The following is a 26,779-nucleotide window of genomic DNA, read 5'->3' as shown; positions in this document are numbered from 1 at the left end:
TTCACCGTCTGCTTGCTGGGCACGCACTGGCTGAACATCGGGATGTCCGTGATCAGCACCAGCTCTTCGTGGGACTCGTCGAAGGTGCGGTCGAGGACCGCGTCCGGTTCCGTGTACAGGCCCGCGAACATCTCGCGGTACGCGCGGGCGACCCGGGCGGGGGTCTCCTTGAGACCGTCCCGCTCCGGGTCTTCGCCACACGCCAGAAGAAGCTCGCGGATCGCCTTCTCCGCCCGGTCCTGGTCGAAGACCGGGCGACCGGCGTCACTGGGGCTTTTCTGGTCCATCCACGTCACGACGCTCCCCCTCGCTCTGCTGGTTGCCGGCCTGGTCGGCGAACCAGCCGTGCTCACGAGGGCGTTCTTCACCACCGGGCCGCCACGACTGGCCCGGCTGACCGCCGGGGGAGGTCGCGGGCGTCCAGCCCGGAGGGGCACCGTAGTTCGGCGGGCCGCTCTGGCCGGCCGCCGGGCCACCCGGGTAGCCGCCGGGCTGCTGGCTGCCGTAGTTCTGCGGCCAGTGCGCCGTGCCGTTCGGGCCACCGTTCGGGCCGCCGTAGGGCCGGCCGCCGTTCGGGTAGGCGCCCGGCGGCGGCGGGGCGTACGGGTTGGCGTTCGGGTCGACCGGGGACGGCGACGGGTACGGCGGGCCACCAGGCAGGTCACCCGCGCCCTGGGCCGTGCCGACCGGGGTCGGCTCCGGCTTCAGGACCGGCTTCTCCTTCTCCGGCGGCGGCCACGGCTCGCCGCGCTCCATCGCCAGCTCGCCCGGGGTCTTGATCGGCGGCTTGTCCGACGGCGTCCGCTCACCGAACTCGTTGAACACGGTGATGTGCGGGCGCTTCTCGACCGTCGCGAAGATCCGCTCCAGGTCCTTGCGGGTCAGCGTCTCCTTCTCGAGGAGTTCGATGACCAGCTCGTCGAGCACGTCGCGGTAGGTGTTGAGCACGTGCCACGCCTCGGTGTGCGCCGTCTCGATGAGCTTGCGCACCTCCTCGTCGATCTCGTGCGCCACCTCGAGCGAGTAGTCCGCCTGCCGCCCGGCCGACCGGCCGAGGAACGGGTCGCCCTGTTCCTGGCCGTACTTGACCGCGCCGAGGCGGGCGCTCATGCCGTACTCGGTGACCATCGCGCGGGCGATCTTCGTCGCCTGCTCGATGTCGGACGAGGCGCCGGTGGTGGGCTCGTGGAAGACGAGCTCCTCCGCCGTGCGGCCACCCATCGCGAAGACCAGCCGCCCGATCATCTCGGAGCGGGTCATCAGGTCCTTGTCGTCCTCGGGGACGAGCAGGGCGTGGCCGCCGGTCCGGCCGCGAGGCAGGATCGTCAGCTTGTAGACCGGTTCGATGTCCGGCATCGCCCACGCGGCGAGCGCGTGCCCGCCCTCGTGGTAGGCCGTGATCTTCTTCTCCTTCTCGGAGATGATCCGGCTCTTGCGCGCCGGGCCGCCAACGACGCGGTCGACCGACTCCTCCAGTTCGACGTCGCCGATCACGTGCCCGTTCTTGCGGGCGGTGAGCAGCGCGGCCTCGTTGAGCACGTTCGCCAGGTCGGCGCCGGACATGCCGACGGTCCGCTTGGCCAGGCTGGTGAGGTCGGTGCCCTGAGCGATCGGCTTGCCCTTGGCGTGCACCTCGAGGATCGCCTTGCGGCCGCGCAGGTCCGGCGCGGACACCGGGATCTGCCGGTCGAACCGGCCGGGGCGCAGCAGCGCCGGGTCGAGGATGTCGGGCCGGTTCGTCGCCGCGATCAGGATGATCCCGCCACGGGCGTCGAAGCCGTCCATCTCGACGAGCAGCTGGTTCAGCGTCTGCTCGCGCTCGTCGTGCCCGCCGCCGAGGCCGGCGCCGCGCTGGCGGCCGACCGCGTCGATCTCGTCGACGAAGATGATGCACGGCGCGTTCTGCTTGGCCTGTTCGAACAGGTCACGGACACGCGACGCACCGACACCGACGAACATCTCGACGAAGTCCGAGCCGGAGATCGTGTAGAACGGCACGCCGGCCTCGCCGGCGACGGCCCTGGCCAGCAGCGTCTTACCGGTACCCGGCGGCCCGTAGAGCAGAACGCCCTTCGGGATCTTCGCGCCGAGCGCCTGGTACCGCGCCGGGTTCTGCAGGAAGTCCTTGATCTCGTACAGCTCTTCGACGGCCTCGTCGGCACCCGCGACGTCCCCGAAGGTCGTCTTGGGCATGTCCTTGTTCAGCTGTTTCGCCTTGGACTTGCCGAAGTTGAGGACGCGGTTGCCGCCGCCCTGGGCGTTGTTCATCATCCACATCAGCAGGCCCAGGACGAGGGCCAGCGGGATGGCGAAGATGAGGATCTGCGTCAGCACGCCCTGCTGGGTCACCTTGGTGGTGAACTTGATCGGCTGACCGCCGGTCTTCGCCGCGATCAACGAGTCGTAGATCGGGCGGGTGGCGTCCGAGGGGTACTGCGAAATGATCTGGGTGACCTGCTGCCCGTCGACGTCGATCGGTTTCGCCAGCAGCAGCTTGAGCTGCTGTTCCTTGTCCTCGAGGCTGGCTTCCTTGACGTTGTTCGTGGTGATCTGGGAGTTCGCCACCGAGATGGGTGCCTGGGTGTACCCACGATCACTGTCGAAGATCGTGTTGTACGCGAACAACGCCAGCAACCCCGCGACGATCCACAGCAGTGGGTTCCTGAGCACGCTCTTCCGGTTCATACGACTCGGCCCTGGTGGCCTCGACCCTCCCTGGTTGGGCGGCTCCTGTGATACCCGCCATCACGATCTTGACAACCCGTGGTGCCTGGACACCCGTCCCAACAGGGTACCGTCCGCTGCCGCGTTCATCCCCTGTGAGCCTCTCGCAGGTCAACGGGCGATACCGCGTCCAGGTTCCCGGCCGGCGTCCGCACTGGAACTTATTCTGCCGTCGCCCGCCGCATGACGTCCGCGCTGCCCTGCGGCTTTGCGCTCGGGACGCGGCGGGCTGACCAAAACAAGCCTCACGGTCACGCTAGCGCGTGCCGTCCGACACACTGCTCACCATCTCGCCCAGCCGGGTCCGCAGCGTTGCCGCGTCGGCGGGGGCCACGGTGACCCACTCACGGCCGTCTGTACCTGCGCGGGAGAGACTCAGGTAGCGCCCGGTCGCGGTGTCGAACCAGGCCAGCACGCGGGACCGCTGCTTGGCGCCGACCTGGGAACGGCTGTTCGCTGCCAGCTGACCACCGCGCAGGCGGGGCTGGCCGGCGATGCGGCCGTACCCCTCCCGCGGGTCGGCCGTGGCGCGCTCGCTCAACGGCGTGCGGCGGGACCGGCCCCGGCGTTTGTCGTCTTCATCACCCGGCGCCGACGGCACCGGGACGCGGATCGGGGCGGTGCGCAGGGCGTCGTCCAGCGGGAGTGTGACCGACGCCTCGCTGCCGCGCGGCCCGGCGGGCAACACGCCGATGACGGCGGAGACCAGGGCGTCCGGCGGGACGTCCCGCAGCCAGATGCCGTCGGCGTCCTGGATCGCGAGCACGCCCTTCGTGTCGTCGGCCGCCGCGAGCACGCCGACGGTGGGGGCCTCGAACTGCGGGATGTGCAGCGCGTCGATGGTCAGCGGGGCGAAGGCCAGCAGCTGCAGTGCGTCCTCGATCGGCGGCGCCAGCCTGCCGCGCGGCTCCCGGATGCCGCGCGCCTTCAGCTCGACGTCGGTGCGGTGGCGCAGCGAGACGCGCTCGTCCTCGGTCGCGCCGTGCGACCGGACCAGCAGCGGGTACGGCAGCTCCCCGACCTGCGCCGACTCCCAGAGGAAGTCGAACGCCAGTGGCGAGAAGAACTCTTGCATCATTACTCTCCCGGTTCGGACTCTCGCTCAGCGTAGACCGCCCCACCGACAAAACGGGACGGTTCCCGTCGCCGGCCGGGCAAGCCCGAAGAACCCGGACCGATCCTCCCAGAGGTCAGACCGTGCTGGTTGTCGCGGCTCCCGCGAGCATCTCCCCGAGGCGGTGGCGCAGCGTGGCGGCGTCGGCGGGGGCGATGGTGATCCAGTCCCGGCCGTCGCGGCCGCGGGTGGCCTGCGTGAAGTACCGGCCCGACTCCGTGTCGAACCAGCTCAGCACCGGCGTCCGCGTCCGCCCGCCCACCCGGTTGCGGGCGTTGGCGGCGATCTGGCCGCCGCGCAGCCGCGGCTGGGCGTGCAGCCGGGCGAGGGCCTTGCGGTCGTCCTCCGCGCCGGCGCGCTCGTCGCCGTTGCCGCGGCGCTGCAGGAAGTCGACGCCGTGGGCACCGACCAGCTGTTCCAGCGGCACCGTGACCGACTTTTCACTGCCGCGCGGGGCGCCCGGCAGCAGCGAGACGATCGCGCTGGCGAGCCCGTCCGGCGGGCACGGCTGCAGGTGCAGGCCGCGGGTGTCCTGCACGGCCAGCAGCCCTCGGCCGCCCAGCACGCCGGCGATCGCGAGCAGCGGCTCGGCCTCCGGGGCGATCAGCTGGACGGCGTCCAGGCTCAGCTCGGGGGTGGCCAAGACCCCGAAGTAGTCCTCGACGTGCGGTTCGGGACGGCCGCGGCCGTCGGCGAGCCCGCGCGCGGCGAGCCCTTCCAAAGTGCGCTGACGCAGCAGCGACCGCTCGTCGACGGTTTCCCCGTGCGAGCGGACGCGCAGCGGGTACGGCAGCTCGCCCAGCCCGGCGGACTCCCACAGGAAGTCCACCTCGACCGGGGTGAGCAGCTCAGCGTTCGGCATCGAGCCACCCCCAGGAAAAGGACGAGCCGGGCGCGCTCTCGCGCGCCCGGCCTCGGGTCAGCGGTCTTCGTCGTCCCCGGACCACGCACCGATGACCGGCGGCGGGGTCGCCTGGTTCGCGCCGAAGGCCTCGTCCGGGTCCGCCTCGATGAGGAACGACGCGTGCGTGTGCTCCTCGTCCTGCTCCTGCTGGGCGCCCTGCGGAGCCATGCCGCCCATCCCGCCCATGTTCGGCGGCGGCGGGGTCTGCCCGCCGATCGTGCCCGCCGACGAGACGACGCCCTGCTGGGGCGCCTGCGCCGACGCCGCGCTCTGCGCCTGGCCGTCGGAGGACGCCGTTGTCGTGTCGTCGGCCTTCGCGCCGGACCGGTTGCCCTTGCCGAGCGCGCGGGAGGCCAGCGCGCCGAGGCCGCCGGCGGCACCGCCGATGCCCAGGCCCATGCCGATCTTGCTGAGCGGGTTGCTGCCACCGGACTGCGCGCCGCCCGGGGCGACGTGTCCCGTCCCGGTGCTCGTTCCGGTGCCCGTGCCCGGGCCGCCGGGGGCGTCGCTGCCCAGCGTGGCCGCGTCGTGGCCGAAGCCGGCACCGCCGTGGGCGGCCGCCGCGCCCGGACCGCCGACCGCGTGCTGCGCGTCGAACGCGCCGCCGTGGCCGCCGAAGCCGGCACCGCTGGAGGCGAAGATCGCGTCGCCGGCGCCGCCCGAGAGCCCCTGCACCGGGCCGGCGCTGCCGACGGAGTTGACCGCGTTGAACGAGATCGAGTTGTGCGATCCGGTCGGCTTCATGCCGAGCGACTCCGGGCCGAAGCTCGGGGTCGAGCTGTCGACCTCGCTCATCGCCTTGGTGTAGGCGTTGAAGAACGCGACCTGCTGCGCCTTGACGTCGTTGGCGGCGTCGGCCTGCGCCTTCTGGTCGGCGATCAGCGCCGCCGGGCCACCCGCCAGCGCGGCCGCCATGGCCTGCTTGGGGTCGTAGTCCTTGGGGGCCGGCATCTTCTTGACCTCGGCGGCCGCCGCGGCCTGCCGGGCGAGCCGGTCGGACATCGTGTGCGCGGCCTCGGACGCCTGCGAGCCGGAGTTGGCGATGGCCACCAGCGCGCCCTGCGCGCCCGCGGCACCCTGGCCGACCCACGCGTTGCCCAGCTCGGAGATCGCGTTGTAGAGGTGGTCCGACGCCTGCTTCAGCTCGGTGCCGTGGTGCGCCCAGGCGTGCCCGGTCGTCTCGGCCGTGCCGGGGTCGTTGTTGTTGACCGCGCCTTCGTACAGCTGCTGGCTGGCCTGCGCGTTCCAGTTCGGCGGGTTGGCGATCGCGCGGTCGCTGCCCATGTCGAAGCCGTCGGAACGGCCGCGGGCGCTGGCGACGATGTCCTGCGACGCCGAGTTGTCGCCGAGCGGGACGAGCGAGCCCGGGTCACCGGTCGACGGCTGGTCGCTGTTGTTCGGAGCCATGACTTCGAAATCCCCCTCTGGACTCAGGCCTTGCGGAACGGGTCGGCCGCGGCCTGGTCGATCTCGTGGTACCGGGACATCGCCGTGACGATGCCCTCCTCGGCGGCGGAGTACTGGTCGAGCAGGTTCTGCAGGGCGGCGGCGTAGGAGTCGCCACCGCCGTCCGCGCGCTGGACGAACTTGGCGGCCATCGCGTTGCCGACCGGGTTGTCACCCAGCTTCGGCGGCTGGGCGAGCGTGCCCGCGCCGTTGAGCAGGGCTTCGACCGCGTCCTTGCCGGTGCGGATCTTGTTCAGCACGGTCTGCGCGGCGTCGGGGTCGATCCCGACCTGGCCCGCCGCGGCCGCGGCCTTGAAGGCGTTCGCGTCGGCAGCGCTGCTGTTCCCCATCTGCACTCTCTCCCGTTCCCCCGACCCGGTCACCGCGGGCACGAATGGTCTTCGCATAGGTTAACGCACGTGATCAGAGCCTATGACGCAATCCACGAAGCCGGGGTTCCGCAAATCCGGTAGTTGCGGTGAACGGTCGGTGAACTACGCCGTGTAGACCTTCGGGTCCAGCGTCCCGATGTACGGCAGGTCCCGGTAGCGCTCGGCGTAGTCGAGGCCGTAGCCGACGACGAACTCGTTGGGGATGTCGAAGCCGATGTACTTGACCGGCACGTCCACCTTCACCGCTTCCGGCTTGCGCAGCAGCGAGACCACCTCGAGCGACGCGGGGTTGCGGCTGGCGAGGTTCTTCAGCAGCCACGACAGGGTCAGGCCGGAGTCGACGATGTCCTCGACGATCAGCACGTCCCGGCCGGCGATGTCGCGGTCGAGGTCCTTGAGGATGCGCACGACACCGGACGACGAGGTCGCCGAGCCGTACGAGGAGACGGCCATGAATTCCAGCTGCGTCGGCAGCGGCAGCGCACGGGCGAAGTCGGTCATGAACATGACCGCACCCTTCAGGACGCCCACCAGCAGGAGTTCGCCCTGCCCGTTGGCCGGATAGTCGGCGGCGATCTGCGCCGACAGCTCCGTGATCTTGTCCTTGATCTGCTGCTCGGTGACGAGCACGGAGGCGATTTCGCCCTCGTACACGGGTCATTCTCCTCGCGTGGTGGGTTGGGAGGTGAGGCAGAGCCTGCCATGCGCCCGGCGCGCCTCCAAGTTGCCCGGCAACCAGACACCGCCCTGTCCACGCCACCGGGCGACCAGCGCGTCGACTGCGCGGAGGTGCGCGTCGGTGAGCTCGCGCACACCCGATTGCAGCAACCACCTGCGAAGAACCCGCCGCCGCAGCGCCGCCGGTTCGCCCGCGAGCACGGCGACATCCAGTCCTTCGGGGCCGCCCGCGCGGGTGAAGATCATGTCCGCCACTGTGTCCAACGCCTCGTTGTCCTCACGCAATTGCGCCGCGGTGCGGGCCAGCGCGGCGGCCACCCCGCCGTTGAGGACGTCTTCGAGGAGCGGCAGGACTTCGCTGCGCAGCCGGACCCGCGTGAAGCGCGGCTCGGCGTTGTGCGGGTCGTCCCACGGCTCGACGCCGAGTTCGGCGCAGGCCTGCCGGGTGGTGGCGCGCGGGACGGCGAGCAGCGGACGGCCCCACGGCGGGTCGTGCGGGCGCATCCCGGCGACGCTGCGGGGGCCCGAGCCGCGGCCGAGCCCGAGCAGGACCGTTTCGGCCTGGTCGTCGAGGGTGTGGCCGAGCAGGACGAGGTCGTGCCCGGCCAGCGCCCGGTAGCGGGCCTTGCGCGCGGCGGCTTCCGGGCCGCCGGGGCCGGTGACGTCGGCCCGGCGCACCTCGGCTTCGTCGACACCGAGCGCCTTCGCCGCGGCGGCGGCGTCGCGCGCGATCTTCGCCGAGCCGTCCTGGAGGCCGTGGTCGACGACCAGCGCGCGGACGCGGTGGCCGTGCTGGTGCCCGACGTGGGCGGCCGCCTCCGCCAGCGCGAGGGAGTCGGCGCCGCCGGAGACCGCGACGCACAGCTCGGGCGGCGCTTCGACCGTCTCGAGGAAGGCGCGGACGGCCCGGCGGACGGCCGCGACCGCCGTCCCGGTCATCCGTGCAGGCGCCGGACCCACGCGGCCGGGTCGGAGATCTCGGCGCGCGACGGCAGGGTGTTCGGCGACCGCCAGACGGCGTTGAAGCCGTCCATGCCGACGGCGTCCACGACGTGCTTCGTGAACTTCGCGCCTTCTTCGTACTGACGGATCTTCGCGTCGACGCCGAGGAGCGCGCGCAGCAGCCGGTCGAAGACGCCGCCGCCCTTGCGCCGGGCGGTGAACCGCTCGCGGATCGTGTCGACGCTCGGCACGACCTGCGGGCCGACGGCGTCCATCACGTAGTCGGCGTGGCCTTCCAGGAGCGTCGAGAGCGCCAGCAGCCGGTCGAACACCGCGCGTTCCTTCGGCGACTGGAGCAGCTCGGCGAGGTTCAGCTTCGGGCCCTGCTTGATCGCCTCGGGCAGCCGGCCGACCAGGTCGGACAGGCTGTCCGTACCGCCGCCGGCGAGCCCCGAGACGAGGCGTTCGACCTCGTCGGCGAAGTAGTCGCGCAGCCAGGTGACCGCGGTGAACTGCAGCCGGTGGGTGCACTCGTGCAGGCAGACCCAGAGCCGGAAGTCGTGGCCGGGGACGTTCATCGCCTGCTCGGCGGCGACCACGTTCGGCGCGACGAGCAGCAGCCGGCCTTCCCGGTCCGGCCCGCCGAAGGGGTCGTACTGGCCGAGCACGCGGCTGGCCAGGAACGCGAGCACCAGCCCGGTCTGCACGCCGGCGCCGCCGGCCAGGATCGGCCCGAACGGCCCGCCCTGCTGCGGCAGCGCCCGCCCGGTCAGCGCGTCCAGCCCGGCCGCGGCGGAACGCACCCAGCCCGGGCGGTCGACGACCTCGCCGGGCAGCAGCGGCAGGTCGAGCCCCAGGTTCGTCAGCTGCCGCACGTGCCCCTCGGCCTCGACGGTCAGCTCCCGCAGATCGGTGACGGCCGCGTCGGCCTCTTCGCGCGGGACCTGCGGGCCACCGCGCACGAGCAACGCCCCGGTCTGCGCGGCGATCGCCCAGTCGACCATGGGCCGGGTCTCGGTTTCCTGACTCACCCTTCCGACGCTACCTGGCCGGGGTGGGTTTCCGGCCACGATCTTCGTACGGTTCGGCGGCTACGAGCACCCCGCCGCGCTCGTGGCGCGGGACGCGCACGCCGACGTGCGGCCGCGACGGGGGCCGCCGGACCGCGCCGCCGCCGCGACGGCGGAACACGAGCGGCGCACCCGCAGCAGCCTCGCGCCTCCGGGCGGCACGACCGCCTCGGCCCACCCACCACCCAGCCTCGGCGGCTACGAGCACCCGCACTTGCGGAGGCTCGTCGCGAGGGCGTCGATCGCGTCCCGGCCGGGCTGCTGGTCGGAGCCGTTGGACATGAACGCGAACACCAGCACCCGGCCGTCCTGGTCGAGGACCAGGCCGGCGAGGGTGTTGACGCCGGTGAGCGTGCCCGTCTTCGCCCGCACCCAGCCGCGGCCGGCCTCGGATGCGGGCGTGGCGAACCGCTTGTCGGCGAGGGTGCCGGTGCCGCCGGCCACCGGGAGGCCGGACAGCACCGGGCGCAGCTTGGCCGTGTTCGGGTTCTTGCCGTCGGGCGCCGCCGCGGCGGCCAGGACCTCGGTCAGCAGCTTCGCCGGGATCTTGTTCTCGCTCGAGATGCCGCTGCCGTCGGACAGCTTGACGCCGCCGACGTCGAAGCCGTGGTCCTTGAGCACCTTGATGGTCGCCGCGGCGCCGCCGGCGAAGCTCGCCTCCTGGCCGGTGGCCAGCGCCACCTGCCGCGCGAGGGCCTCGGCGAGGACGTCGTCGGACAGCTCCATCGTGTCGGAGACCAGCTCGGTCAGCGGGGCCGACTTGACCTCGGCGAGCACCTTCGCGTCCTTCGGCGCCGTGGTCTGGCCGCCCGCCGACGCGCTCAGCTTCGACGCGATCGTCGCCGCCAGCGTGGTGCCCGCGTTGGGCACGCGCTGGGAGTTGTTGTTCCTCGGGTCCTGGCGCCCGGCGTCGGCCATCACCGACCCGATCTGCGTGGCGAAGGTCGACGGCGCGTCGCCCGCGGCCCAGCCCGGGGCCGTCGTCGCGCCCTTGAACAGGCTCAGGTCGACCTGCACCTTCTTGACGCCGGGATTGGCCTTCTTCACCTGCGCGACGAGGTTGTCGAGGTGCGCGGCGCCCGGGTACAGCGGCGATTCGGTGCCCAGCGGCAGCGCGGTGAGCGTGACGTCACCGCCCCCGACCAGGATGACCGTGCCCGGGTCGGCGCCCTGCACGATCTTCGTCGACAGCCGCGTGTTCGGGTCCATCGTCAGCAGCGCGGCCGCCGAGGTGAGCACCTTCGTCGTCGACGCGGGTGTCACCGCCGTCGACGCACCGTGGTCCCACAGCGTCGTCCCGCTCACCGGGTCGACCACGCTGCCGTTGAGCTGCCCGAGTGCGTTGTTCCCGGCCGCCGGGGCCAGCGCGGACTTGACGCCGTTCGCCGTCGGCGCCTGCCCGGACGTGTCCGGCCCCTGCAGCTGACGCGTCGCGGCGGCCGGGTCCGGGCTGTCGCCCTTCGGCGCGTTCGGTGCCCACGGCAGGCCCAGGCGGTTCGACACCTTCGGCATGGCGGCGGCGACCCCGCCCCCGGCCAGCAGCAGCAGGACCACCACGACGAGTGCGATCAGCTTGCCCTTGCGCCGCTTCTTCGGCGGCTCCTCGGCCGCCGCCGGTTCGGGCGCGGACGGCGACGGCGGCTCGGCGGGCGGCTCGTTCCGGGGCGGCTCGGTCCGCGGCTGGGGCTGCTGCTGGAAGGCGCCGGGGAACTGGGTGGGCCGCTCGATCCCGACGGTCGCCTCGGCGTCGAACCGCTGCCCGTCCGGCTCGATCCGCATCGGCCGGGCCAGCGACCCGGCGGACGCCGACGGCACGACCCCGCGCGGCGGCTCCGGCGGCAGCCCGGGACGGTTCTCGCGCACCTCGATGCGCTGCGCCCAGGGCGGCGGCTCCTCGACGCGCTGCTGGGGTTCCTCCAGCCGCTGCGGCGGTTCGTCGCGACGCTTCAGCTGCTCTTCGCGGCGCTGCTGCTCCTCGCGCCACATCTGCAGCTCTTCCCGCCACTGCTGCTTCGGCTCCCCGGCCGGCTCCTCGTGGCGTTCCGGCTGCTCGGCGGGCCAGACGTTGCGCTCCACCGGCACCCACGGCGCCTGCTCGGACCGCACCGGCGCCATGTGCTCGGTGCCCTGCTCCGCCGACGGCTGTTCGGCCTTCTGGATGAACTGCGTGCTCTCCGCACCCGACGCCGCGGGCTTCGCCTCGGTGGCCTTCGGCTCGGCAGGCTTCGGCTCGGCAGGCTTCGGCGCGGGCTGTTCCACCTGGATGTACTGCGTGCCCTCGGCCGCCTTCGGCTCGGTCGGCTTGGGCTCAGGCTGCTCCACCTGGATGTACTGCGTGCCCTCGGCCGGCTTCGACTCGGCTGGCTCGGTCTCGGGCTGCTCCACCCGCATGTACTGCGTGCCCTCGGCCGCCTTCGGCTCAGGCTGCTCCACCTGGATGTACTGGGTGCCCTCGGCGGACTCCGGCCCGGCGGGCTGCTCCGCCGGCGGCCGCTTCGGCTCTCGGCTGCCGAGCCGGTCGGCGAGGTCCTGCTTGGCCGGGCTGGGCGCGGACGGCGGCGTCGGCTCCTCCGCGGGCGCGTTGAGACCCGGGATCGGCTCGGGCGCGACATTCGGCGCGAACCACCCGCCCTCGGGGGCCTCGCTGCCTGTGACCTTGGGCACCCCTGGCCGGTTCGAAGCGGCCGCCGGCGGGTCGGGCAGCGACATCGGAGTGGTCTTCCGCGCCCCGGACGACGAGCGGTCTTCGTCCGACGAAGGCCACATCGGCTGGTCGTTTTCCGGCACCCACCACTCCTTCTCACCTGCCCCGGGAGGGGCCAAGCTCACATGCCGTGAGGCCGACATCGATGCGGCCCCGCGGCAGGGCGTAGTCCACACTAGGAGACGTCAAGACAGTCATGAAGGTTGCCGCCCGCGACGCGTGGCATGCCGGGACCTATGAAGAAGCAGCGAGGACAGGCGTGGAGTTCGACGTCACGATCGAAATCCCCAAGGGGGAGCGCAACAAGTACGAGGTCGACCACAAGACCGGCCGCATCAAGCTGGACCGGACCCTGTTCACGGCCACGCAGTACCCGGCCGACTACGGCTTCATCGACGACACGCTCGGCCAGGACGGCGACCCGCTCGACGTGCTCGTCCTCGTGCAGGAGCCGACGTTCCCCGGCTGCCTGATCCGCTGCCGCGCGATCGGCATGTTCCGGATGACCGACGAGAAGGGCCCGGACGACAAGGTCCTCGCGGTCCCGACGAACGACCCGCGCCTCGAGCACCTGCGCGACATCCACCACCTGAACGAGTTCCACAAGCTGGAGATCCAGCACTTCTTCGAGGTCTACAAGGACCTGGAGCCCGGCAAGAGCGTCGAAGGCTCGAGCTGGGTCGGCCGCGCCGAGGCCGAGAACGAGATCGCCCGCTCCTACGAGCGCGAGACCGACCGCTTGGCGAAGGAAGAAGCCAACGGCGGCCACTGAGCAGCGAAAAGGCCCCCTCGGGAGTTTCCCGAGGGGGCCTTTTCACGTCGTCAGTGCGCCAGGGCGAGGGCGGGGACGCCGTCCTCTTCGGCCTCCGCGCGCTGCTGCATCGCCGACTTGTCCGACAGCGGCGTCTCCTTGAGGAACCACACCAGCGCGAAGCCGACGGTCAGCACGATCCCGCCGACCAGGAACACCGTGCTCATCGAGTCGGCGAAGCCCTGCAGGATCGGCCGGGCCAGCGTCGGGTCGAGGGTGGACAGGAACGACGTGTCGTTGACGTCCAGGCCGCTCTGCATCCGCTGGGCGAACTCCGGGTGCTGCGCCAGCGCCGTCACGTAGGCCGGCGTGGTCATCGCCGAGCGGATGGCGTTCGCGATCCGGTCGCCGACCGTGCCGAACAGGATCGACAGGAACACCGCGGTGCCCGCCGTGCCGCCGATCTGCCGGAAGAAGGTCGCCGCCGAGGTGGCGACGCCGATGTCCTGCGGGCGGACGTCGTTGGTCGCGGCCAGCACCAGCGTCTGCATCGAGGCGCCGAGGCCCAGGCCGATCACGAAGGCGATCACCATGACCAGCGCCAGCGAGGTGTCGACGGTGATCGTCGACAGCGCGAACAGCGCCGCCGCCATCAGGCCGATCCCGGCCACCGCGAACATCTTGTAGCGCCCGGTCTTCGAGATGAGCCGGCCGCTGGTCATGCTCGCGCTCATGATGCCCAGCGTCAGCGGGAGCATCTGCAGGCCGGCCTGGGTCGGCGTCGCGCCCTTGACGATCTGCAGGTACAGCGGCAGCGACATCATCGCGCCGAACATCCCGGCGCCCTGCACGACCGTGACGATCGTCGACATCCGGAACACGGACCGCCGGAACAGGCGCAGCGGCAGCAGGGCGGCGTCGCCCATCCGGCGTTCGATCCACACGAAGGCGGTCACGCCGAGCGCGCCGACGACGTACATCGCGATCGACGCGGCCGAGCCCCAGCCCCACTCGCGGCCCTGCTCGGCGACGACCAGCAGCGGCACCAGGCCGACGGCCAGCGCCACGGCACCCCAGTAGTCGACCTTCTGGTCCACGCGGCTGTGCGGGAGGTTCAGCACCTTCGTCACGACGACCAGCGCGGCCAGCGCGATCGGGACGTTGACCAGGAAGACCCAGCGCCAGCCGGTGATGCCGGCGAAGGTGTCGATGCCGGCGAAGAAGCCGCCGACGACCGGGCCCGCGACGCTCGAGATGCCGAACACCGCCATGAAGTAGCCCTGGTACTTGCTGCGCTCACGCGGCGCGGTGATGTCGGTGATGATCGCCAGCGCGAGCGACATCAGGCCGCCGGCGCCGAGGCCCTGGAAGGCGCGGAACGCGGCGAGCTCGTACATCGACGTCGCCATGCCGCTGGCCAGCGAGCCGACCAGGAACAGCGAGATCGCCGTCAGGTACATGGGCTTGCGGCCGTAGAGGTCGGACAGCTTGCCGTACAGCGGCGTCGAGAGCGTCGCGGTGATCAGGTAGGCGGTAGTGGCCCACGCCTGCAGGGACAGGCCGTGGAGCTCGTCAGCGATGGTGCGCATCGACGACGACACGATGGTCTGGTCGAGCGCGGCGAGGAACATGCCGAGCATCAGCCCGGACAGCACGGTCAGGATCTGGCGGTGGGTCAGTTTGCCGGTTGTCGCGGCTGCTCCTTCCGCCGTGGTGGTGTCGCTCATGGTGGTCTCCCTCGAAGTCCGCGTAGTTGCTTGTACCTCTCAACTACTTGCTTCGACCAACTATTCCGCAGAAGCTTGTATCGAGCAACCAAATATTCTGTGACCCCGGTCTCCCGGCCCCGAACGCCGTGAAGGCCACCTCGAGGGGAGTCCTCGAGGTGGCCTTCACGAACCGGTGGTCAGGCGGAGTACCCCGGGATGGGGAACGGGGCCAGGAACTCGCGGATCTCCGCGGCGATCGTGTCCAGGGACGACTCGTCGTGCGCGGCGGCCGCGGTGACCGTGCGGTCGATCCAGTCCGCCACCTGCGGCTGGTGCTCCGGCTTGAGGCCGCGGGTGGTGATCGCGGACGTCCCGAGCCGGATGCCGGACGGGTCGAACGGCTTGCGCGGGTCGAACGGCACCGTGTTGTAGTTCAGCTCGATGCCCGCGCGGTCCAGCGCCTGCGCGGCCGGCTTGCCCGCGACCGCCTTGTTCGTCAGGTCGATCAGCAGCAGGTGGTTGTCCGTGCCGCCGGAGACCAGGTCGTACCCCTTGGCGAGCAGGGCGTCCGCGAGGGCCTTCGCGTTGGCGACGATGGTGTGAGCGTAGTCGCTGAACGACGGCTGCTGCGCCTCCCCGAGGGCGACCGCGATCGCAGCGGTCGTGTGGTTGTGCGGGCCGCCCTGCAGGCCGGGGAACACGGCCTTGTCGACGGCCTTCGCGTGCTCGGCGTCCGAAAGGATCATCGCGCCGCGCGGGCCGCGCAGCGTCTTGTGCGTGGTTGTCGTGATCACCTGCGCGTGCCCGACCGGCGACGGGTGCGCGCCGCCCGCGACCAGCCCGGCGATGTGCGCGATGTCGGCGACGAGCACCGCGTCCACTTCCGCCGCGATTTCGGCGAACGCCGGGAAGTCGATCGTGCGCGGGATCGCCGTGCCGCCCGCGAAGATCAGCTTCGGGCGGTGCTGACGCGCGAGGTCGCGCACCTGGTCGAGGTCGACGCGGCCGGTCTCCTTCGCGACGCCGTAGCGCACCGGCGTGAACCACTTGCCGGTGGCGGAGACGCTCCAGCCGTGCGTGAGGTGCCCGCCGTCCGGCAGCGCCATGCCGAGCACGGTGTCGCCCGGCTGCGCGAAGGCGAGGTACACGGCCAGGTTCGCCGGGGAGCCGGAGTACGGCTGGACGTTCGCGTGGTCGGCCCCGAACACGGCCTTCGCCCGCTCGATGGCGAGCTGCTCGACCTGGTCGATGAACTGCTGTCCCTCGTAGTACCGCTTGCCCGCGTACCCCTCGGAGTACTTGTTGGTGAGCACGGTCCCGGTCGCTTCGAGCACGGCCTGCGAGACGTAGTTCTCCGACGCGATCAGGCGGATCTTGTCGTGCTGCCGCTTGGCTTCGTCCTCCACGAGCCCGGCGATGGCGGGATCGGCGGCGGCGAGTGCGTTCAATTTCGGCTGGTGTGTCATGGCGTACTCCGGTTCAGGAGTGGCCTTCACCCAGGCGCGCGGTGCCGGCCTCGTCGTCGCTTCCCGGTGGTGCTCCACCTCGATGGCGCCAGTCGCTGCTGCGCGGTAGAGCCTAGTCCACCCCGCTCGAGACCCGGCGGTGTTCGGCGCACCACTTGCGGGTGCACCCCGACGTGCGGTCGCAGAACGGCCGGGCACAGGTCGCACACCGCTTCACCCGCCGCCAGCCGCCGACGGTGACCAGTTCGGCCAGCCCGGCCGCGCCCGCCGCCAGCTCGCTTTCGCCGGCTCGCGTCGTCACGTAGACGATCCGCCACGCCGCGCCCGTGTCGACGAGCCGCGGCCGCGCCCCGGCCTCCGCCAGCACGGCGTTGAGGCGGCGCGCGGCCGCGTGTTCGCCGGGAAGCTGCGCGACGATTTCGCACAACCGCGGATTTCCCTGGCGCAGCAACCGTTCCGCGACCCCGAGCTCGGGGTCCAGCGCGTGGAACGGCGGCACCACCGCGTGCTTGCGCACTTCAGTCCACGACCGCGACGCCCATCGAACGGGCCGTGCCCGCGATCGTGCGCATCGCCGCCTCGACGTCCGCGGTGTTCAGGTCCGGCAGCTTGCGCTCGGCGATTTCGCGCAGCTGGTCCTTCGTCAGCTTCCCGGCGACCTCGTGCCCCGGGCGCGCCGATCCCTTGTCCCCCAACGCCTTCTTGATCAGGAACGACGTCGGCGGCGTCTTGAGCCGGAGCGCGAACGAGCGGTCCTCGAACACGGAGACGACCACCGGCACGATGTCGCCGCGCTGGGCCGCCGTCGCCGCGTCGTAGGCCTTCTTGATCTCGACCAGGTTGACCCCGGTCTGCCCCAGCATCTTGCCGAGGTCGACGACCGGGGCGTTGCCCGCGGTGAGTTCCAGGGTGACCTGGTGGGTGAGTTTCTTCGGAGCCATGCCCCGAAGTTAGGGTCTCCAGTTACTGGAGGGTCAAACCGGTTTTGTGCCCGCCCGGTGCCGACGCGCCAGCTCCTGGTAGATCGCCGCGTTGTGCTCGACCCACATCCGCGCCGAGTCGGTCAGCGGCACGAACTTCTTCGCCGGGCTGCCCATCGCGATGACCTCCGGCGGGACCTCCGTCGCGGGCGTGACGGTCGCGCCGGCCGCGACGAGCGCCCGCGCGCCGATCTTCGCCTTGTCGAGCACGGTCGAGCCGTTGCCGATCAGCGCCTGCTCCTCGATCGTGCAGTCGTGCACCAGGCACTGGTGGCCCACGGTGACGTTCTTGCCGACCTCGCAGACGCCGTCGTTGACGTGGATCACCGAGTTGTCCTGGATGTTGGCGCCCTCCCGGATGACGATCCGGCCGAAGTCGGCCCGGATCACCGCACCGAACCAGACCGAGGCGTCCTTCTCGACGACGACGTCGCCGATGAGGGTGGCGGTGGGCGCGATCCAGGCATCCGGGTGGACCTGCGGGCTGAGCCCTTCGAACGAGAACAGAGGCATGCCCGCACCCTAGACCGCGCCCCGCCGTGACATCCGAGGCTTCGCCTCGGGCCGGGGCTCCGCCACCCGGAACCCCCGGAAAGCACCATGGGGTCAGCCGGTGATCGCCGCGTTGATGATGATGTCCACGGCCTGGTCGTTGCGCGTCGTCTGCGGGACGATCTGGGTGTCGCGCGGGTAGAAGCCCGGGCTGCTGCCCTTCGGGTACATCTCGAAGGTGAAGCTCCAGATCTTGTGGTTCGCCCACATCCAGTCGTTGACGCTGCCGTCGGTGATGTAGAGGTCGCTGGACTGCTCCGGCGTGTAGCCGTTGGTCGCGGCCATCTGCCTGCCGAGCGACTGGAACTTCTGCGCCTCGGCCGCGGTCAGGCCCGGCGCGGTGTCGGCGTAGGTGTAGCCGAACGGCCAGAGCACCAGCTCGGAGTAGGTGTGGAAGTCGATGTGCGTCTTGATCTGCTGGACGCCGCCGACGACCCGCGAGTTCACCCAGTTCGAGACGGCGCGGGTCTCGGGCGCGGAGAACGCCGCCGTGCCGCGGTAGGTCTCACTGGACGGCGAGCTCGACGAGCCGCCGCAGCAGCCCCACTTGTAGCCCCAGTTGCGGTTGGGGTCGGTGCCGCTGCCCTGGCGGTTCTTGCGCCAGCTGTGGAACGTGCCGCCGGAGATGTCGTACTCGGAGCCGTCCGGGTTGACGCTGGGGATCACCCAGATCTCGGTGCTGTCGACCAGCCGCTTGATCGCGCTGTCCGTCGCGTACCCGCTGGTCAGCCGCTGCACGATGTGGAGGCACATCTCGGTGGTGAGGTGCTCGCGGGCGTGCTGGTTGCAGGTGAAGAGGACCTCGGGCTCGTTCTCGTCGGTGCCGGCGTTGTCGCTGATCTTGAGCATCGACAGGGCGCGGCCCTCGTATGAGCTGCCGGCGCTGCCGAGCTTCGTGAGCGTGGGGTAGTTCGCGACGGCCTTCTGCAGCTCGGTCTGCGTCTCGGCGTAGGTGTGGTAGCCGGTGTAGCCGGCGGGGAAGTCCTCGACGGTCTCGGTGCCCTGCGGCCGGTTCACCTTGCCGAGCGCCTTGACGCCGAAGCCGAGCGCGCGCAGCTGGGCCGCTTCGGCCGGGTTGGCGATGACCGTGGTCGTCGCGCCCTGGGCGTCGAGGATGTCCGCGCCGGTCCGGGCGACCTCGGTGCGCTGCTGGGCGGTGCCGGTGCCGGTCACCTCGTACACCTGGGGTCCGTCGGGCTGGGCCGCGCCGGCCTGACCGCCGACGGCGAGCACCAAGAGGGCGGCCACCGCCGCCGCCATGCACGTTCGTGTGCGCATCACGTCTCCTGCTCTCGGGGGGGTTCCTCGACCTTCGCCGGAGCCGGACGTAACGCACAATCCGTAGCAGTACGGATCTATTGGGTGTTTCTAGCCGTAGTTCGCGAAGCAGAGCGCCTCGATGTCGGCACGCAGCGTGGCGAACGGCCGCGGGCGCACCCGCTGCTGGACGACCGTGCCCAGCAGGTACGACAGCAGCGCGCGGGCCCGGGCCCGCGGGTCGTCGACGTCGAGCGGGGCGAGGAGCTCGGCGAGCAGCTCGGTGAGGGACGTGAGCATGACGTCGATGGCCTGCGGGTGCTGCGCCCGCCCGGCCGCGATCCAGTACTCGAACCAGAGGAAGGCCGCGTTGGGGTTCGCGGCGAAGACGCGCAGGTACTCCTCGAGGACGGCGAACAGGCGCTCGCGCGGCTCGTCGTGCTTCGCGGCGACCTCGCGCAGCCCCGCGGCGAAGGCGGTGATGTGCGCGGCCATCGCCCGGTCGATGAGGACGTCGATGTCGGCGAAGTAGTAGTGGATCGCGCTCTTGGTGAGCGGCCCGGCGTCCGCGATGGCCCGGACGGTGCACCCGGCGAGCCCGTCGCGCGCGAGGACGACCCGGGCGGCTTCGACGATCTGTTTCTGCTTGGCGAGCTGGTTGGGAGAGAGCCGCTCGCTGCGACCGGGGACTGCGCTCACGGTGATTCTCGTTACCTTCTTCCTGGGCGGCAGCCCCGAATCCTAGGGCAGACGTCCTGTGGGTGGCCTCCGGGTGAAAAACCGGATTGGCCACCCCGGTCCGCGCAGCGGACAATGCGCGCATGGTGATCTCAGGGGACAAGGGGCTCAGCCCGGCTGCGCGCAGCCAGCTGGAGAAGGAAATCGCGAACCTGCGCGCGCAACGGGAAGCCCTCGCGCCGCAACCCGGCGAGCAGGAACGCACCGGGGACGCGGCGGACCAGGCGGACGTGATCGACCGTGCGGAAGCCGCCGCCCGGCTGGACCGCCAGATCGCCGATCTGGCCGCGAAGATGGAACACGGCGGCTACGGCAACGCCCAGCTCCCGGACGGCACATCGGTGACCCTCCGCTTCTCCGACGGCGACGAAGAGACGTTCCAGGTGGTGACGGTCCCGGGCGAGGACGCCGACGCGATCACCTCGGACAGCCCCCTGGGCCTGGCCCTGGTCGGCCGCAAGGCCGGCGACGAGATCACCTACCGAACCCCCCGCGGCGACGCGAAGGCCACGGTGGTGAAGCTGACCCCACCGAAGTAAGACCCGTCGACGAAGGCCCCCAGCCACGAGCCGGGGGCCTTCGTCGTCCCGGCGTTGACCCGGACGGGCGGATCCTCGGACGAAACCCAGCGGTCTTGGTGTGCTTGCGCCACCACCCGAGCCGGGACATGCTGGAGAGGCTTACAACTCCACACTGAGCGACTTCAGCTCTCACGGAATCCCTGAGCAAGGGGGTGGGGTGCCGAGGCCCCACCACGGCCTCGGCACCCCCGCCATCAGGGCAGACCTTCGGGTCGGCGATCCAGGAGAGCGAGGCGTCACGTCGGTGACCAGCGAAATCGTTCAGGTCAGTGGGATTGTGGGGACGGCACTGGTCGTCCGGTACGTGACGCAGTTGATCGTGATCGTCTGGTCTTTGAGGGCAGACGAGCCAGGTCGCAGACACGCGATCCGGCTGCTCGAACTGCTTCGCGGGACCAGACGCCAACGTCGTCGGCCGCCGTAGCGGCCCCGTGCGGACGAGGTACCCCCTAATTCGCCCGCACGGGCCCTACGGGGCTCCAAAGCCGCTGGTCTCGCGTCGAGGCGACCGCGATGAACCGGATCTTCCCCGTGACGGGTGAACCTGCGGAACTTTTTCGCCGCCGAAGTCACTCACTTTGCCACCCACCAGACGAGTCAGGCCCCACCCGAGGTGTCTCGGATGGGGCCTGACCTGCGGAGCCGCCTAGGGGAATCGAACCCCTGACCTATTCATTACGAGTGAATCGCTCTGGCCGACTGAGCTAAGGCGGCATGTCTCCGGCTCGCGCTGGCGACGACGACAAGTGTAGCGGAGGCTGTCACCGTCACTTTCCGGGGGGACCGTCGTTAGGGCCCTATGACGTCGGTCTCACTCCCCGGTCGACCTATCTGGAGGCTCTGGCACATGCGGCGAAGACTGCCCCGTTCGGTGGCCCTGCCGGCGGCCGCGGCGTTGCTCCTGCTCAGCGCGGCGCCGGCGAACGCCGACCCGACCTATCCGACGACGCCGATCCCGCAGCCGGCGAATCCGGGGCAGGCGCCCATTTCGGCGCCGATCGGGCCGCAGCCGCTGGGGCAGGCCGTCGGTGATGCGGGGACCGCGCTCGGGATCATCCGGCTGCTGCCCAACGCCGTGCCGACGAGCACGATCCTGCCGGGGTTCGGGGCGACGCTGCCGAAGCAGTCGGCGCTCGAGGCCGGGATGGGTCTGTCGAGCGCCTCGGCGAACTCGGACGCCTACCTGAGCTACGAGAAGGCGATCGCGCAGGCGTCGCCGTTCGGCTTGTCGGTGGGCGGGAACGCGCCGCAGACGCCGGGCAGCGTCGTGCAGACCGCGTTGCCGGACAACCCGCAGCCGATCAGCGGTGGCCTCAACGCGCCGTCGAACCCGCTGCTCAACGTGGGTCTGCTCAACGGGAGCGCGCACGCGCGGTGGAGCCCGACGCTCGGCCCGTGCGTCGACACCATCGCCGACGCCAGCACGTCGGTGGCCAGCCTCTCGCTGCTGAACGTCGTGCCGTCGATGCCGAACCTGGGCCTGGACGCGCTGAAGCCGAAGCTCGACCCCGGCTCGCTGGCGAGCGGCTTCGACCTGACCAAGGGCCTGCAGAGCCTCGGTGGCCTGCTGCAGGGCGGCGGGCAGACCGCGGCCGACGGCAACGGCTCGCTGCTGAGCCTGCCGAACACGCTGTCGTCGCGGTCGCAGGTGAAGCTGGTCGACCTGCCCGGCTCGAAGAACAAGGCCGTGCAGTCGACGTCGACGCTGCAGGCCGCGGACATCGAGATCCTCAAGGGCACGCCGCTGGCGCTGAGCGTCAAGGTGGCCAGCCAGCCGACGCTCAAGGTGACCTCCACCGGCGACGCGAAGACGTCCAAGGTCGAGTACACCGCGCCGGTGCTGACCATCGAGGCGGGCGGCAAGACGCTGTACACGCTCGACGCCGCGCACCCGACCAAGGACATCCCGATCGGGCTGCCGCTGAAGCCGTTGAGCGACCAGTTCGGCAAGGTGAAGGACCTGCCGGTGGTGGGTGGCCTCCTGGCCCCGCTCGAAGGTCCGGTCCAGCAGGTCGGCAACACCGCGGGCACCGTGCTCGACCTCGGCGTGCTGCGGCTGAGCATCGCCGGGCTCGACCAGAAGTCCGCGAACATGACCACGCCGTTCAAGGGCTTCCAGCTGGGTGCCTCGGCGCGGATGTTCGACCTGCAGCTGCTGCCGACGACCAAGCTCAAGAGCCTGCTGCCGGACGACCAGGCGAAGAACCTGCCGTCGTCGCTGGCCCAGCTGTCGCTCGGCGAGCAGGTCGCGCGGGCCTACGCGCCGACCGGTGGCGTGGTCTGCGGGACCGCGTCGACGCCGCCCGCGGGCGGTCAGGCGCCGAAGGGGCCGGTCAAGAACCTCGCCTACACCGGCGGCGCGTACGACACCGTGCCGCTGTTCTGGACGGGTACCGCGATGCTGCTGCTCGGCGTGGTCATGGTGGCCGCGATGCCGGGTGGGCGGCGGCGCCCGCTGGCCGTCGTCGTCGAGGAGAAGCCCTTCAAGCCGTCACCACGCCCGCGCGAGTGAACCGGACGCCCCGGGGGCAGTGAGGGAACCCGTCAGGAGCCTTGCTCCTGACGGGTTCCTTTTGCTGTCAGCCCTGGCGAAGCGTCGTGACCATCGCCTCGACGGCGATGCGCGGCTTCACGTTCAGCTCGATCGCCTCGCGGCACTCCAGCACCGCTTCGAGACGGCGGAGCGTCGACTCCGGCGTCCACGAAGACGCCGCTTCGGCGATCTCGTCGGCGTGGTCCGGGTGGTTGAGCGTCGCGCCGGAGCGAGACGTCGTCACCAGGACGTCGCGGTAGAACCCGACGAGGTCGATCAGTGCCAGGTCGAGCGTGTCGCGCTGGGTGCGGGTGGCGCGGGACTTCTGCTTCTTCTCGAGCTGCTTGACCGCGGCTTCGGCGGCCCGCTTGGCGCCGGCGACGCCCTTGCCGATGCCGTCGCCGCCCATCGCGGTCCGCAGCTCGTTGCGCTCGTCCTCGTCGCGGGACTTGCTCGCCTCGCCCGCGTCGGCCTCGGCCGCGCTGATCAGCTGGTCGGCGCACGTGAAGACGTCACTCGGCCGGCGGAGGCCGAGCGGGATCCGCAGCACGGTGGCGCGGCGCTGCCGCGCGGCCTCGTCGGTGGCGAGCCGGCGCGCGCGGCCGACGTGGCCGCCGCACACGGAAGCGGCCCACTGCGCGCGCTCCGGGTCGACGCCGTCCCGGCGCACGAGCACGTCGGCGATCGCCTCCGGCGGCGGCGTCCGCAGCGTCACCAGGCGGCAGCGCGAACGGATCGTCACGGAGACGTCTTCGGGGTGGTCGGAGGGGGCGCAGAGCAGGAAGACCGTGCGGTCCGGCGGCTCCTCGACGGCCTTCAGCAGGGCGTTCGACGCGCCTTCGGTGAGCCTGTCGGCGTCCTCGATGATCACCACCTGCCAGCTGCCCGTGGTCGGGCGGCGCGCGGCGGCCTGCACCAGCGCGCGCATCTCGGCGACCGAGATGGACAGGCCTTCCGGCACCACGAGCCGGACGTCGGCGTGGGTGCCCGCCATCGTCGTGTGGCAGCCGGGGCAGGCGTTGCAGCCGGTGCCGGTGCTGCACTGCAGGGCCGCGGCGAACGTCCGCGCGGCCACCGAGCGGCCGGACCCGGGCGGGCCGGTGAGCAGCCAGGCGTGCGTCATCGCGCCGGACGGGGCCGGCTCGCCGGCGACGATCTTCGCGGCGGCCGACGCCGCCGTGGCGAGTGTTTCGACCGCGGGTTCCTGGCCGACCAGCTGGTTCCAGACGCCGATGCGTTCGGTCGTCGTCACTTCGCCTCCACGCGAGGCTCTTCCGGGGTCTCGACGGGCAGGGTTTCGACGGGCAGGGTCTCCACCGGGAGCGGCACCGGCTTCTCCGTCGTCGGCGCCAGCGCGGACAGGCGGCCGACGAACACGGCGCGCAGCGCCGTGCGGATGCGCTCGGCGACCTCGGTGTCGGTGCCGTCGGCGTCGATCACCACGTACCGGTCCGGGTCGGCCGCGGCCATCTCGGTGAGCAGGTGCTGGACGCGCCACTGGTCGTTCAGCTTGGCCGACTTGTCGCGCGGTGCCCCGTTCGGCGCGGAGTCGAGCAGGACGGTCAGGTCCGGGCGCAGCCGGCCGGTCGCCCAGTCGGCGAGGCCTTCGAGCTCGTCGCTGTCGAGGCCGGCGACGGCGGACAGGTGCGCCAGCGGCGAGTCGACGAACCGCTCCATCACCACGACCGAACCGGCGTCGAGCGCCGGCTGGACGTGCCGCTCGACGATGTCGGCGCGGACGGCGGCAGCGGCCAGGGCCTGGGCCCGCGCGCCGGTCAGCGAAGCGCCGGAAACGAGCGCGGTGAGCCGCTTGTCGTCGAGCGCGGGGTCGGCGGCGACCACGACCGGCCGGGTGCCGCCGCGCATCCAGTCGGCGAGGTTGACGGCCTGGATCGCGGTGTTGATCGCGGTGGTGCCCTCGACGGCGATGAGGAAGCCGTTGACGCGCCGCGGCGTGCGGCGCAGCGCGTTGCGCAGGTCGGACAGGATCGGCTCGGTGCGCTTGTCGTCCATCTGCCGGTAGGCGAAGAGGCCGGCGACCAGTGCGATCGCGGCGCCGCCGAGCATGATCGGCCGGGTGCCGTCGATGGTGACTGGGCTGCCCCAGACGTTGATCGTGTGCGGCGCCACCACACCGACCAGGACCGGGACGGTGACCGTGGTGCCGAACAGGACCAGCTTCATCATCAGCTGGTAGATCGCGTTGATCCGGCCGCGGATCGCGTCCTCGACCCGGGAACCGATGATCGTGACACCGGTGAGGAACGCCGTCCCGGCCCAGAAACCGACCAGCACCACGGTGATCAGCGAGATCGACAGGTGCGGCGACAACGCGACCAGCATCAGCGAGATCCCGGCCGCGACGATGGAGATGCCGAACAGCCTGTCGTGCGCGAGCCGCCGGGAGAGCTTGGGCGCGAGCGCCATCCCGGAGGCGAGACCGAGGAAGACGGCCAGGACCAGGAGGCTGAACGCGGAGTCACCGGCCAGCAGGCTGGAGGAATAGGGCTTGGCGGAACCGATCACCGCGCCGCCCGCGGCGAACGCGCCGAACGCGCCCACCAGCAGGCCGCGCACGAGCGGCGTGCTGCGGATGAACCGGAAGCCGTCGGCGATCATCGTGCCGACGCCGAGCTTTTCCTCGTCGGCCTGCTTGACCTTCTGTTCCGGCAGCGCGTGGACGTTGCGCAACGAGAGCTCGGGGATCCGGGTGGCGATGAGGATCGCGCTGGCCAGGTAGAGCAGGCCGGTGATGATGACGACCAGCTTCGCGATGCTGAGACTCGCGCTCTCCCCGGGGAAGAGGTGGAAGGTCGTGTTGACGCCGGTGATGACCGCGTTCGCGCCGGCCGCGGTGATGACGGCGAGGCCGTAGGTCATCACCATGCCGAGCTGGTTGGCCGTCTCGACCTGGTCGGGCCGGCGGAGCAGGTTGGGGACCGCCGCCTCCTTGGACGGGATCCACATGCTCGCCGCGCTGCCCACCAGGAAGTTGCCGACGAGCAGCCACCACGGCGCGCTGATCAAGGCGATGGACAGCAGGAAGCCGCACCGCAGCAGGTCGGCGACGACCATGACCTTGCGCCGGTCGAACCGGTCCGCGAGCAGCCCGCCGACCGGGGCGAACAGCAGCCCGGGCGCCAGGCCGGTCAGCACGACGCCGACGAAGGCGAAGTTCTGCGCGAAGTAGTTGTTCGTCAGCTTCGTGGCCAGGCCGGTGAGGGCGAGGATGTTCAGCCAGTCGGCCACGCTGCACAGGTACGTGACGCCCCAGAGCCGCCGGAAAGGTTTGATCGCCAGTACCCGCCGGACCCGGTTGATCGTGGACGCCTCGGCGCCCGACGACGCACCCGGGCCGGCCCCGGGTACGGAACGCACGCCCTCGCTGATACGCCCACCCCACTAGTCACCGCGGTGCCGGACGCCCTCGTGAGGGCGCCCGACCGTGAAGTCAGGGTAGCCCGATCGGCCCCTGGCGCGCGGCACGCCCCCGTGGTGCGGGGCGGGTGGTGACCAGCGGAGGGACGCTAGTCGAACAGCCCGGTCACGCTGCTGACCAGGCTGGACACCATCTCGATGGCGACGAAACCGAACACGATCAGCAGCACCACGGCGAGCATCACGCCCGCCGCGCTCGACGACGGCCGGTTGAACGCCGGCATCGACATCGACGGCATCCGCGGCAGCCTCCGCCGCTTGACGGGCACCACCTCGAGGTCGTCGTCGACGTCCTCCTCGGCAGGCGCCTCCTGCCGCACGGGCCGCAGCAGCTGCGGTGGCCGGGTCGGCCACGTGCGCTGCCGGTTCCGTTGCCGGGGCAGCACCCCGAGCGGCGGAGCCACGTTCTCGCCCACCGTGCTCAAAGTGCCCGCCGGCGGAATCGCCTCCGGGGCCCGGACCCCGGCTTCCCTCTCCTCGCGGAGCGTCTCTTCGACCATCCGGCGCACGACTTCTTCGTCGTGCTGCACCGGCCCGGCGACCGGAACGGGGCCGGGCTCGTGGCCATTCAACCCACCGGTGCGTGGCTCGGGCGCCGCGGTGACCAGCCCGGAGACGGGATCCGCGAACGTTTCGCCGGGGGCTTCGGACAGAGTGCCGTCGCGCTGAGTGAGCTCGGGGGCATTGAAGAAGGGAGCCTCACCGTTCGCGCTCATGGTGACCACCTCACTACTGAATGTCCTCGCCTTTCCAGGGTAGCGACGATGGCGGATAACGCATCCGCCCAATGGCTCTGTCTC

The 26,779-nt window shown here is 71.3% G+C and carries 22 protein-coding genes, 1 tRNA gene and 1 pseudogene; 3 read left to right on the top strand and 21 right to left on the bottom strand.

Going from position 1 to position 26,779, the window contains the following annotated elements:
- Positions 1 to 23: 23 nt before the first annotated feature.
- The 10 genes and pseudogenes from ACH54P_RS32525 to dacB all read right to left on the bottom strand — a co-directional run.
- A pseudogene (locus ACH54P_RS32525) lies at positions 24 to 287 on the bottom strand (GTP cyclohydrolase I); the annotation flags it as partial.
- Positions 265 to 2,685: an ATP-dependent zinc metalloprotease FtsH gene (gene ftsH, locus ACH54P_RS32520; protein ID WP_489907129.1), complete on the bottom strand. Its 2,421-nt coding sequence runs from the start codon at positions 2,683 to 2,685 to the stop codon at positions 265 to 267. The gene ftsH and the pseudogene ACH54P_RS32525, both read right to left, overlap by 23 nt.
- A 295-nt stretch (positions 2,686 to 2,980) precedes the next feature.
- Complete coding sequence (locus ACH54P_RS32515) at positions 2,981 to 3,802, bottom strand: ESX secretion-associated protein EspG (protein ID WP_489907128.1); 822 nt, start codon at positions 3,800 to 3,802, stop codon at positions 2,981 to 2,983.
- 112 nt (positions 3,803 to 3,914) lie between these two features.
- Positions 3,915 to 4,700 carry an ESX secretion-associated protein EspG gene (locus ACH54P_RS32510; RefSeq protein ID WP_489907127.1) on the bottom strand — a complete coding sequence of 262 codons (786 nt, stop codon included), beginning with the start codon at positions 4,698 to 4,700 and terminating at the stop codon, positions 3,915 to 3,917.
- Between the two features lie 57 nt (positions 4,701 to 4,757).
- Positions 4,758 to 6,149, bottom strand: coding sequence for a hypothetical protein (locus ACH54P_RS32505; RefSeq protein WP_489907126.1), 1,392 nt, complete (start codon positions 6,147 to 6,149; stop codon positions 4,758 to 4,760).
- Between the two features lie 23 nt (positions 6,150 to 6,172).
- Positions 6,173 to 6,538, bottom strand: a complete 366-nt coding sequence (locus tag ACH54P_RS32500; protein WP_489907125.1) for a hypothetical protein — start codon at positions 6,536 to 6,538, stop codon at positions 6,173 to 6,175.
- A 144-nt stretch (positions 6,539 to 6,682) separates the two neighbouring features.
- A complete protein-coding gene (gene hpt / locus ACH54P_RS32495; protein WP_086671409.1) occupies positions 6,683 to 7,234 on the bottom strand; it encodes a hypoxanthine phosphoribosyltransferase in 552 nt (183 codons plus the stop codon).
- A gap of 3 nt (positions 7,235 to 7,237) precedes the next feature.
- Positions 7,238 to 8,197: a tRNA lysidine(34) synthetase TilS gene (tilS, locus tag ACH54P_RS32490; protein WP_489907123.1), complete on the bottom strand. Its 960-nt coding sequence runs from the start codon at positions 8,195 to 8,197 to the stop codon at positions 7,238 to 7,240.
- A complete protein-coding gene (locus ACH54P_RS32485; protein ID WP_489916756.1) occupies positions 8,194 to 9,204 on the bottom strand; it encodes a zinc-dependent metalloprotease in 1,011 nt (336 codons plus the stop codon). Before ACH54P_RS32485 ends, tilS begins: the two co-directional genes overlap by 4 nt.
- Before the next feature lie 264 nt (positions 9,205 to 9,468).
- On the bottom strand, positions 9,469 to 12,057 hold the full coding sequence (gene dacB / locus ACH54P_RS32480; RefSeq protein ID WP_489907122.1) for a D-alanyl-D-alanine carboxypeptidase/D-alanyl-D-alanine endopeptidase: 2,589 nt from the start codon (positions 12,055 to 12,057) through the stop codon (positions 9,469 to 9,471).
- Between the two features lie 176 nt (positions 12,058 to 12,233).
- On the opposite strand from dacB, the gene ACH54P_RS32475 reads away from it, so the two are divergent.
- Positions 12,234 to 12,746 carry an inorganic diphosphatase gene (locus ACH54P_RS32475; RefSeq protein ID WP_004559896.1) on the top strand — a complete coding sequence of 171 codons (513 nt, stop codon included), beginning with the start codon at positions 12,234 to 12,236 and terminating at the stop codon, positions 12,744 to 12,746.
- A 50-nt stretch (positions 12,747 to 12,796) separates the two neighbouring features.
- Here the strand turns inward: ACH54P_RS32475 and ACH54P_RS32470 are convergent, their stop codons facing one another.
- From ACH54P_RS32470 to ACH54P_RS32440, 7 genes are all read right to left on the bottom strand, one after another.
- Positions 12,797 to 14,452 carry an MDR family MFS transporter gene (locus ACH54P_RS32470; protein WP_489907121.1) on the bottom strand — a complete coding sequence of 552 codons (1,656 nt, stop codon included), beginning with the start codon at positions 14,450 to 14,452 and terminating at the stop codon, positions 12,797 to 12,799.
- A 179-nt stretch (positions 14,453 to 14,631) separates the two neighbouring features.
- On the bottom strand, positions 14,632 to 15,900 hold the full coding sequence (gene glyA, locus ACH54P_RS32465; protein WP_489907120.1) for a serine hydroxymethyltransferase: 1,269 nt from the start codon (positions 15,898 to 15,900) through the stop codon (positions 14,632 to 14,634).
- Positions 15,901 to 16,012: 112 nt separating this feature from the next.
- Entirely contained in the window at positions 16,013 to 16,417 is a 405-nt protein-coding gene (locus ACH54P_RS32460; RefSeq protein ID WP_489907119.1) for a hypothetical protein, read from the bottom strand.
- A gap of 1 nt (position 16,418) precedes the next feature.
- Positions 16,419 to 16,841, bottom strand: a complete 423-nt coding sequence (gene rplK / locus ACH54P_RS32455; protein WP_489907118.1) for a 50S ribosomal protein L11 — start codon at positions 16,839 to 16,841, stop codon at positions 16,419 to 16,421.
- 33 nt (positions 16,842 to 16,874) lie between these two features.
- Entirely contained in the window at positions 16,875 to 17,393 is a 519-nt protein-coding gene (locus ACH54P_RS32450) for a gamma carbonic anhydrase family protein (RefSeq protein WP_285986984.1), read from the bottom strand.
- A 93-nt stretch (positions 17,394 to 17,486) separates the two neighbouring features.
- Positions 17,487 to 18,692 carry a M14 family metallopeptidase gene (locus ACH54P_RS32445; RefSeq protein ID WP_489916754.1) on the bottom strand — a complete coding sequence of 402 codons (1,206 nt, stop codon included), beginning with the start codon at positions 18,690 to 18,692 and terminating at the stop codon, positions 17,487 to 17,489.
- A gap of 108 nt (positions 18,693 to 18,800) precedes the next feature.
- Entirely contained in the window at positions 18,801 to 19,388 is a 588-nt protein-coding gene (locus ACH54P_RS32440) for a TetR/AcrR family transcriptional regulator (protein ID WP_489907117.1), read from the bottom strand.
- A 122-nt stretch (positions 19,389 to 19,510) separates the two neighbouring features.
- Here ACH54P_RS32440 and ACH54P_RS32435 point away from each other — a divergent pair, with 122 nt between their 5' ends.
- Positions 19,511 to 19,966 carry a GreA/GreB family elongation factor gene (locus ACH54P_RS32435; RefSeq protein WP_489907116.1) on the top strand — a complete coding sequence of 152 codons (456 nt, stop codon included), beginning with the start codon at positions 19,511 to 19,513 and terminating at the stop codon, positions 19,964 to 19,966.
- 682 nt (positions 19,967 to 20,648) lie between these two features.
- Here ACH54P_RS32435 and ACH54P_RS32430 read toward each other — a convergent pair.
- Positions 20,649 to 20,722 (bottom strand) — tRNA-Thr (locus ACH54P_RS32430).
- Positions 20,723 to 20,855: 133 nt separating this feature from the next.
- Here ACH54P_RS32430 and ACH54P_RS32425 point away from each other — a divergent pair.
- The gene (locus ACH54P_RS32425; RefSeq protein WP_489907115.1) at positions 20,856 to 22,520 is read left to right on the top strand and encodes a hypothetical protein; all 1,665 of its coding nucleotides are present in this window, start codon (positions 20,856 to 20,858) and stop codon (positions 22,518 to 22,520) included.
- A gap of 67 nt (positions 22,521 to 22,587) precedes the next feature.
- Here ACH54P_RS32425 and ACH54P_RS32420 read toward each other — a convergent pair whose 3' ends face one another.
- The 3 genes from ACH54P_RS32420 to ACH54P_RS32410 form a co-directional block, all read right to left on the bottom strand.
- Positions 22,588 to 23,793 (bottom strand): DNA polymerase III subunit delta', encoded by a 1,206-nt coding sequence (locus ACH54P_RS32420; protein WP_489907114.1) that lies wholly within the window; start codon positions 23,791 to 23,793, stop codon positions 22,588 to 22,590.
- Positions 23,790 to 25,919 (bottom strand): bifunctional MFS transporter/dTMP kinase, encoded by a 2,130-nt coding sequence (locus ACH54P_RS32415; RefSeq protein WP_489907113.1) that lies wholly within the window; start codon positions 25,917 to 25,919, stop codon positions 23,790 to 23,792. Before ACH54P_RS32415 ends, ACH54P_RS32420 begins: the two co-directional genes overlap by 4 nt.
- Positions 25,920 to 26,068: 149 nt before the next feature.
- The gene (locus tag ACH54P_RS32410) at positions 26,069 to 26,695 is read right to left on the bottom strand and encodes a hypothetical protein (protein ID WP_489907112.1); all 627 of its coding nucleotides are present in this window, start codon (positions 26,693 to 26,695) and stop codon (positions 26,069 to 26,071) included.
- Between the last annotated feature and the right edge of the window lie 84 nt (positions 26,696 to 26,779).

It is taken from the genome of Amycolatopsis sp. N2S4-7 (assembly GCF_058119595.1).
This window is presented reverse-complemented; position numbering and strand designations above follow the sequence as displayed.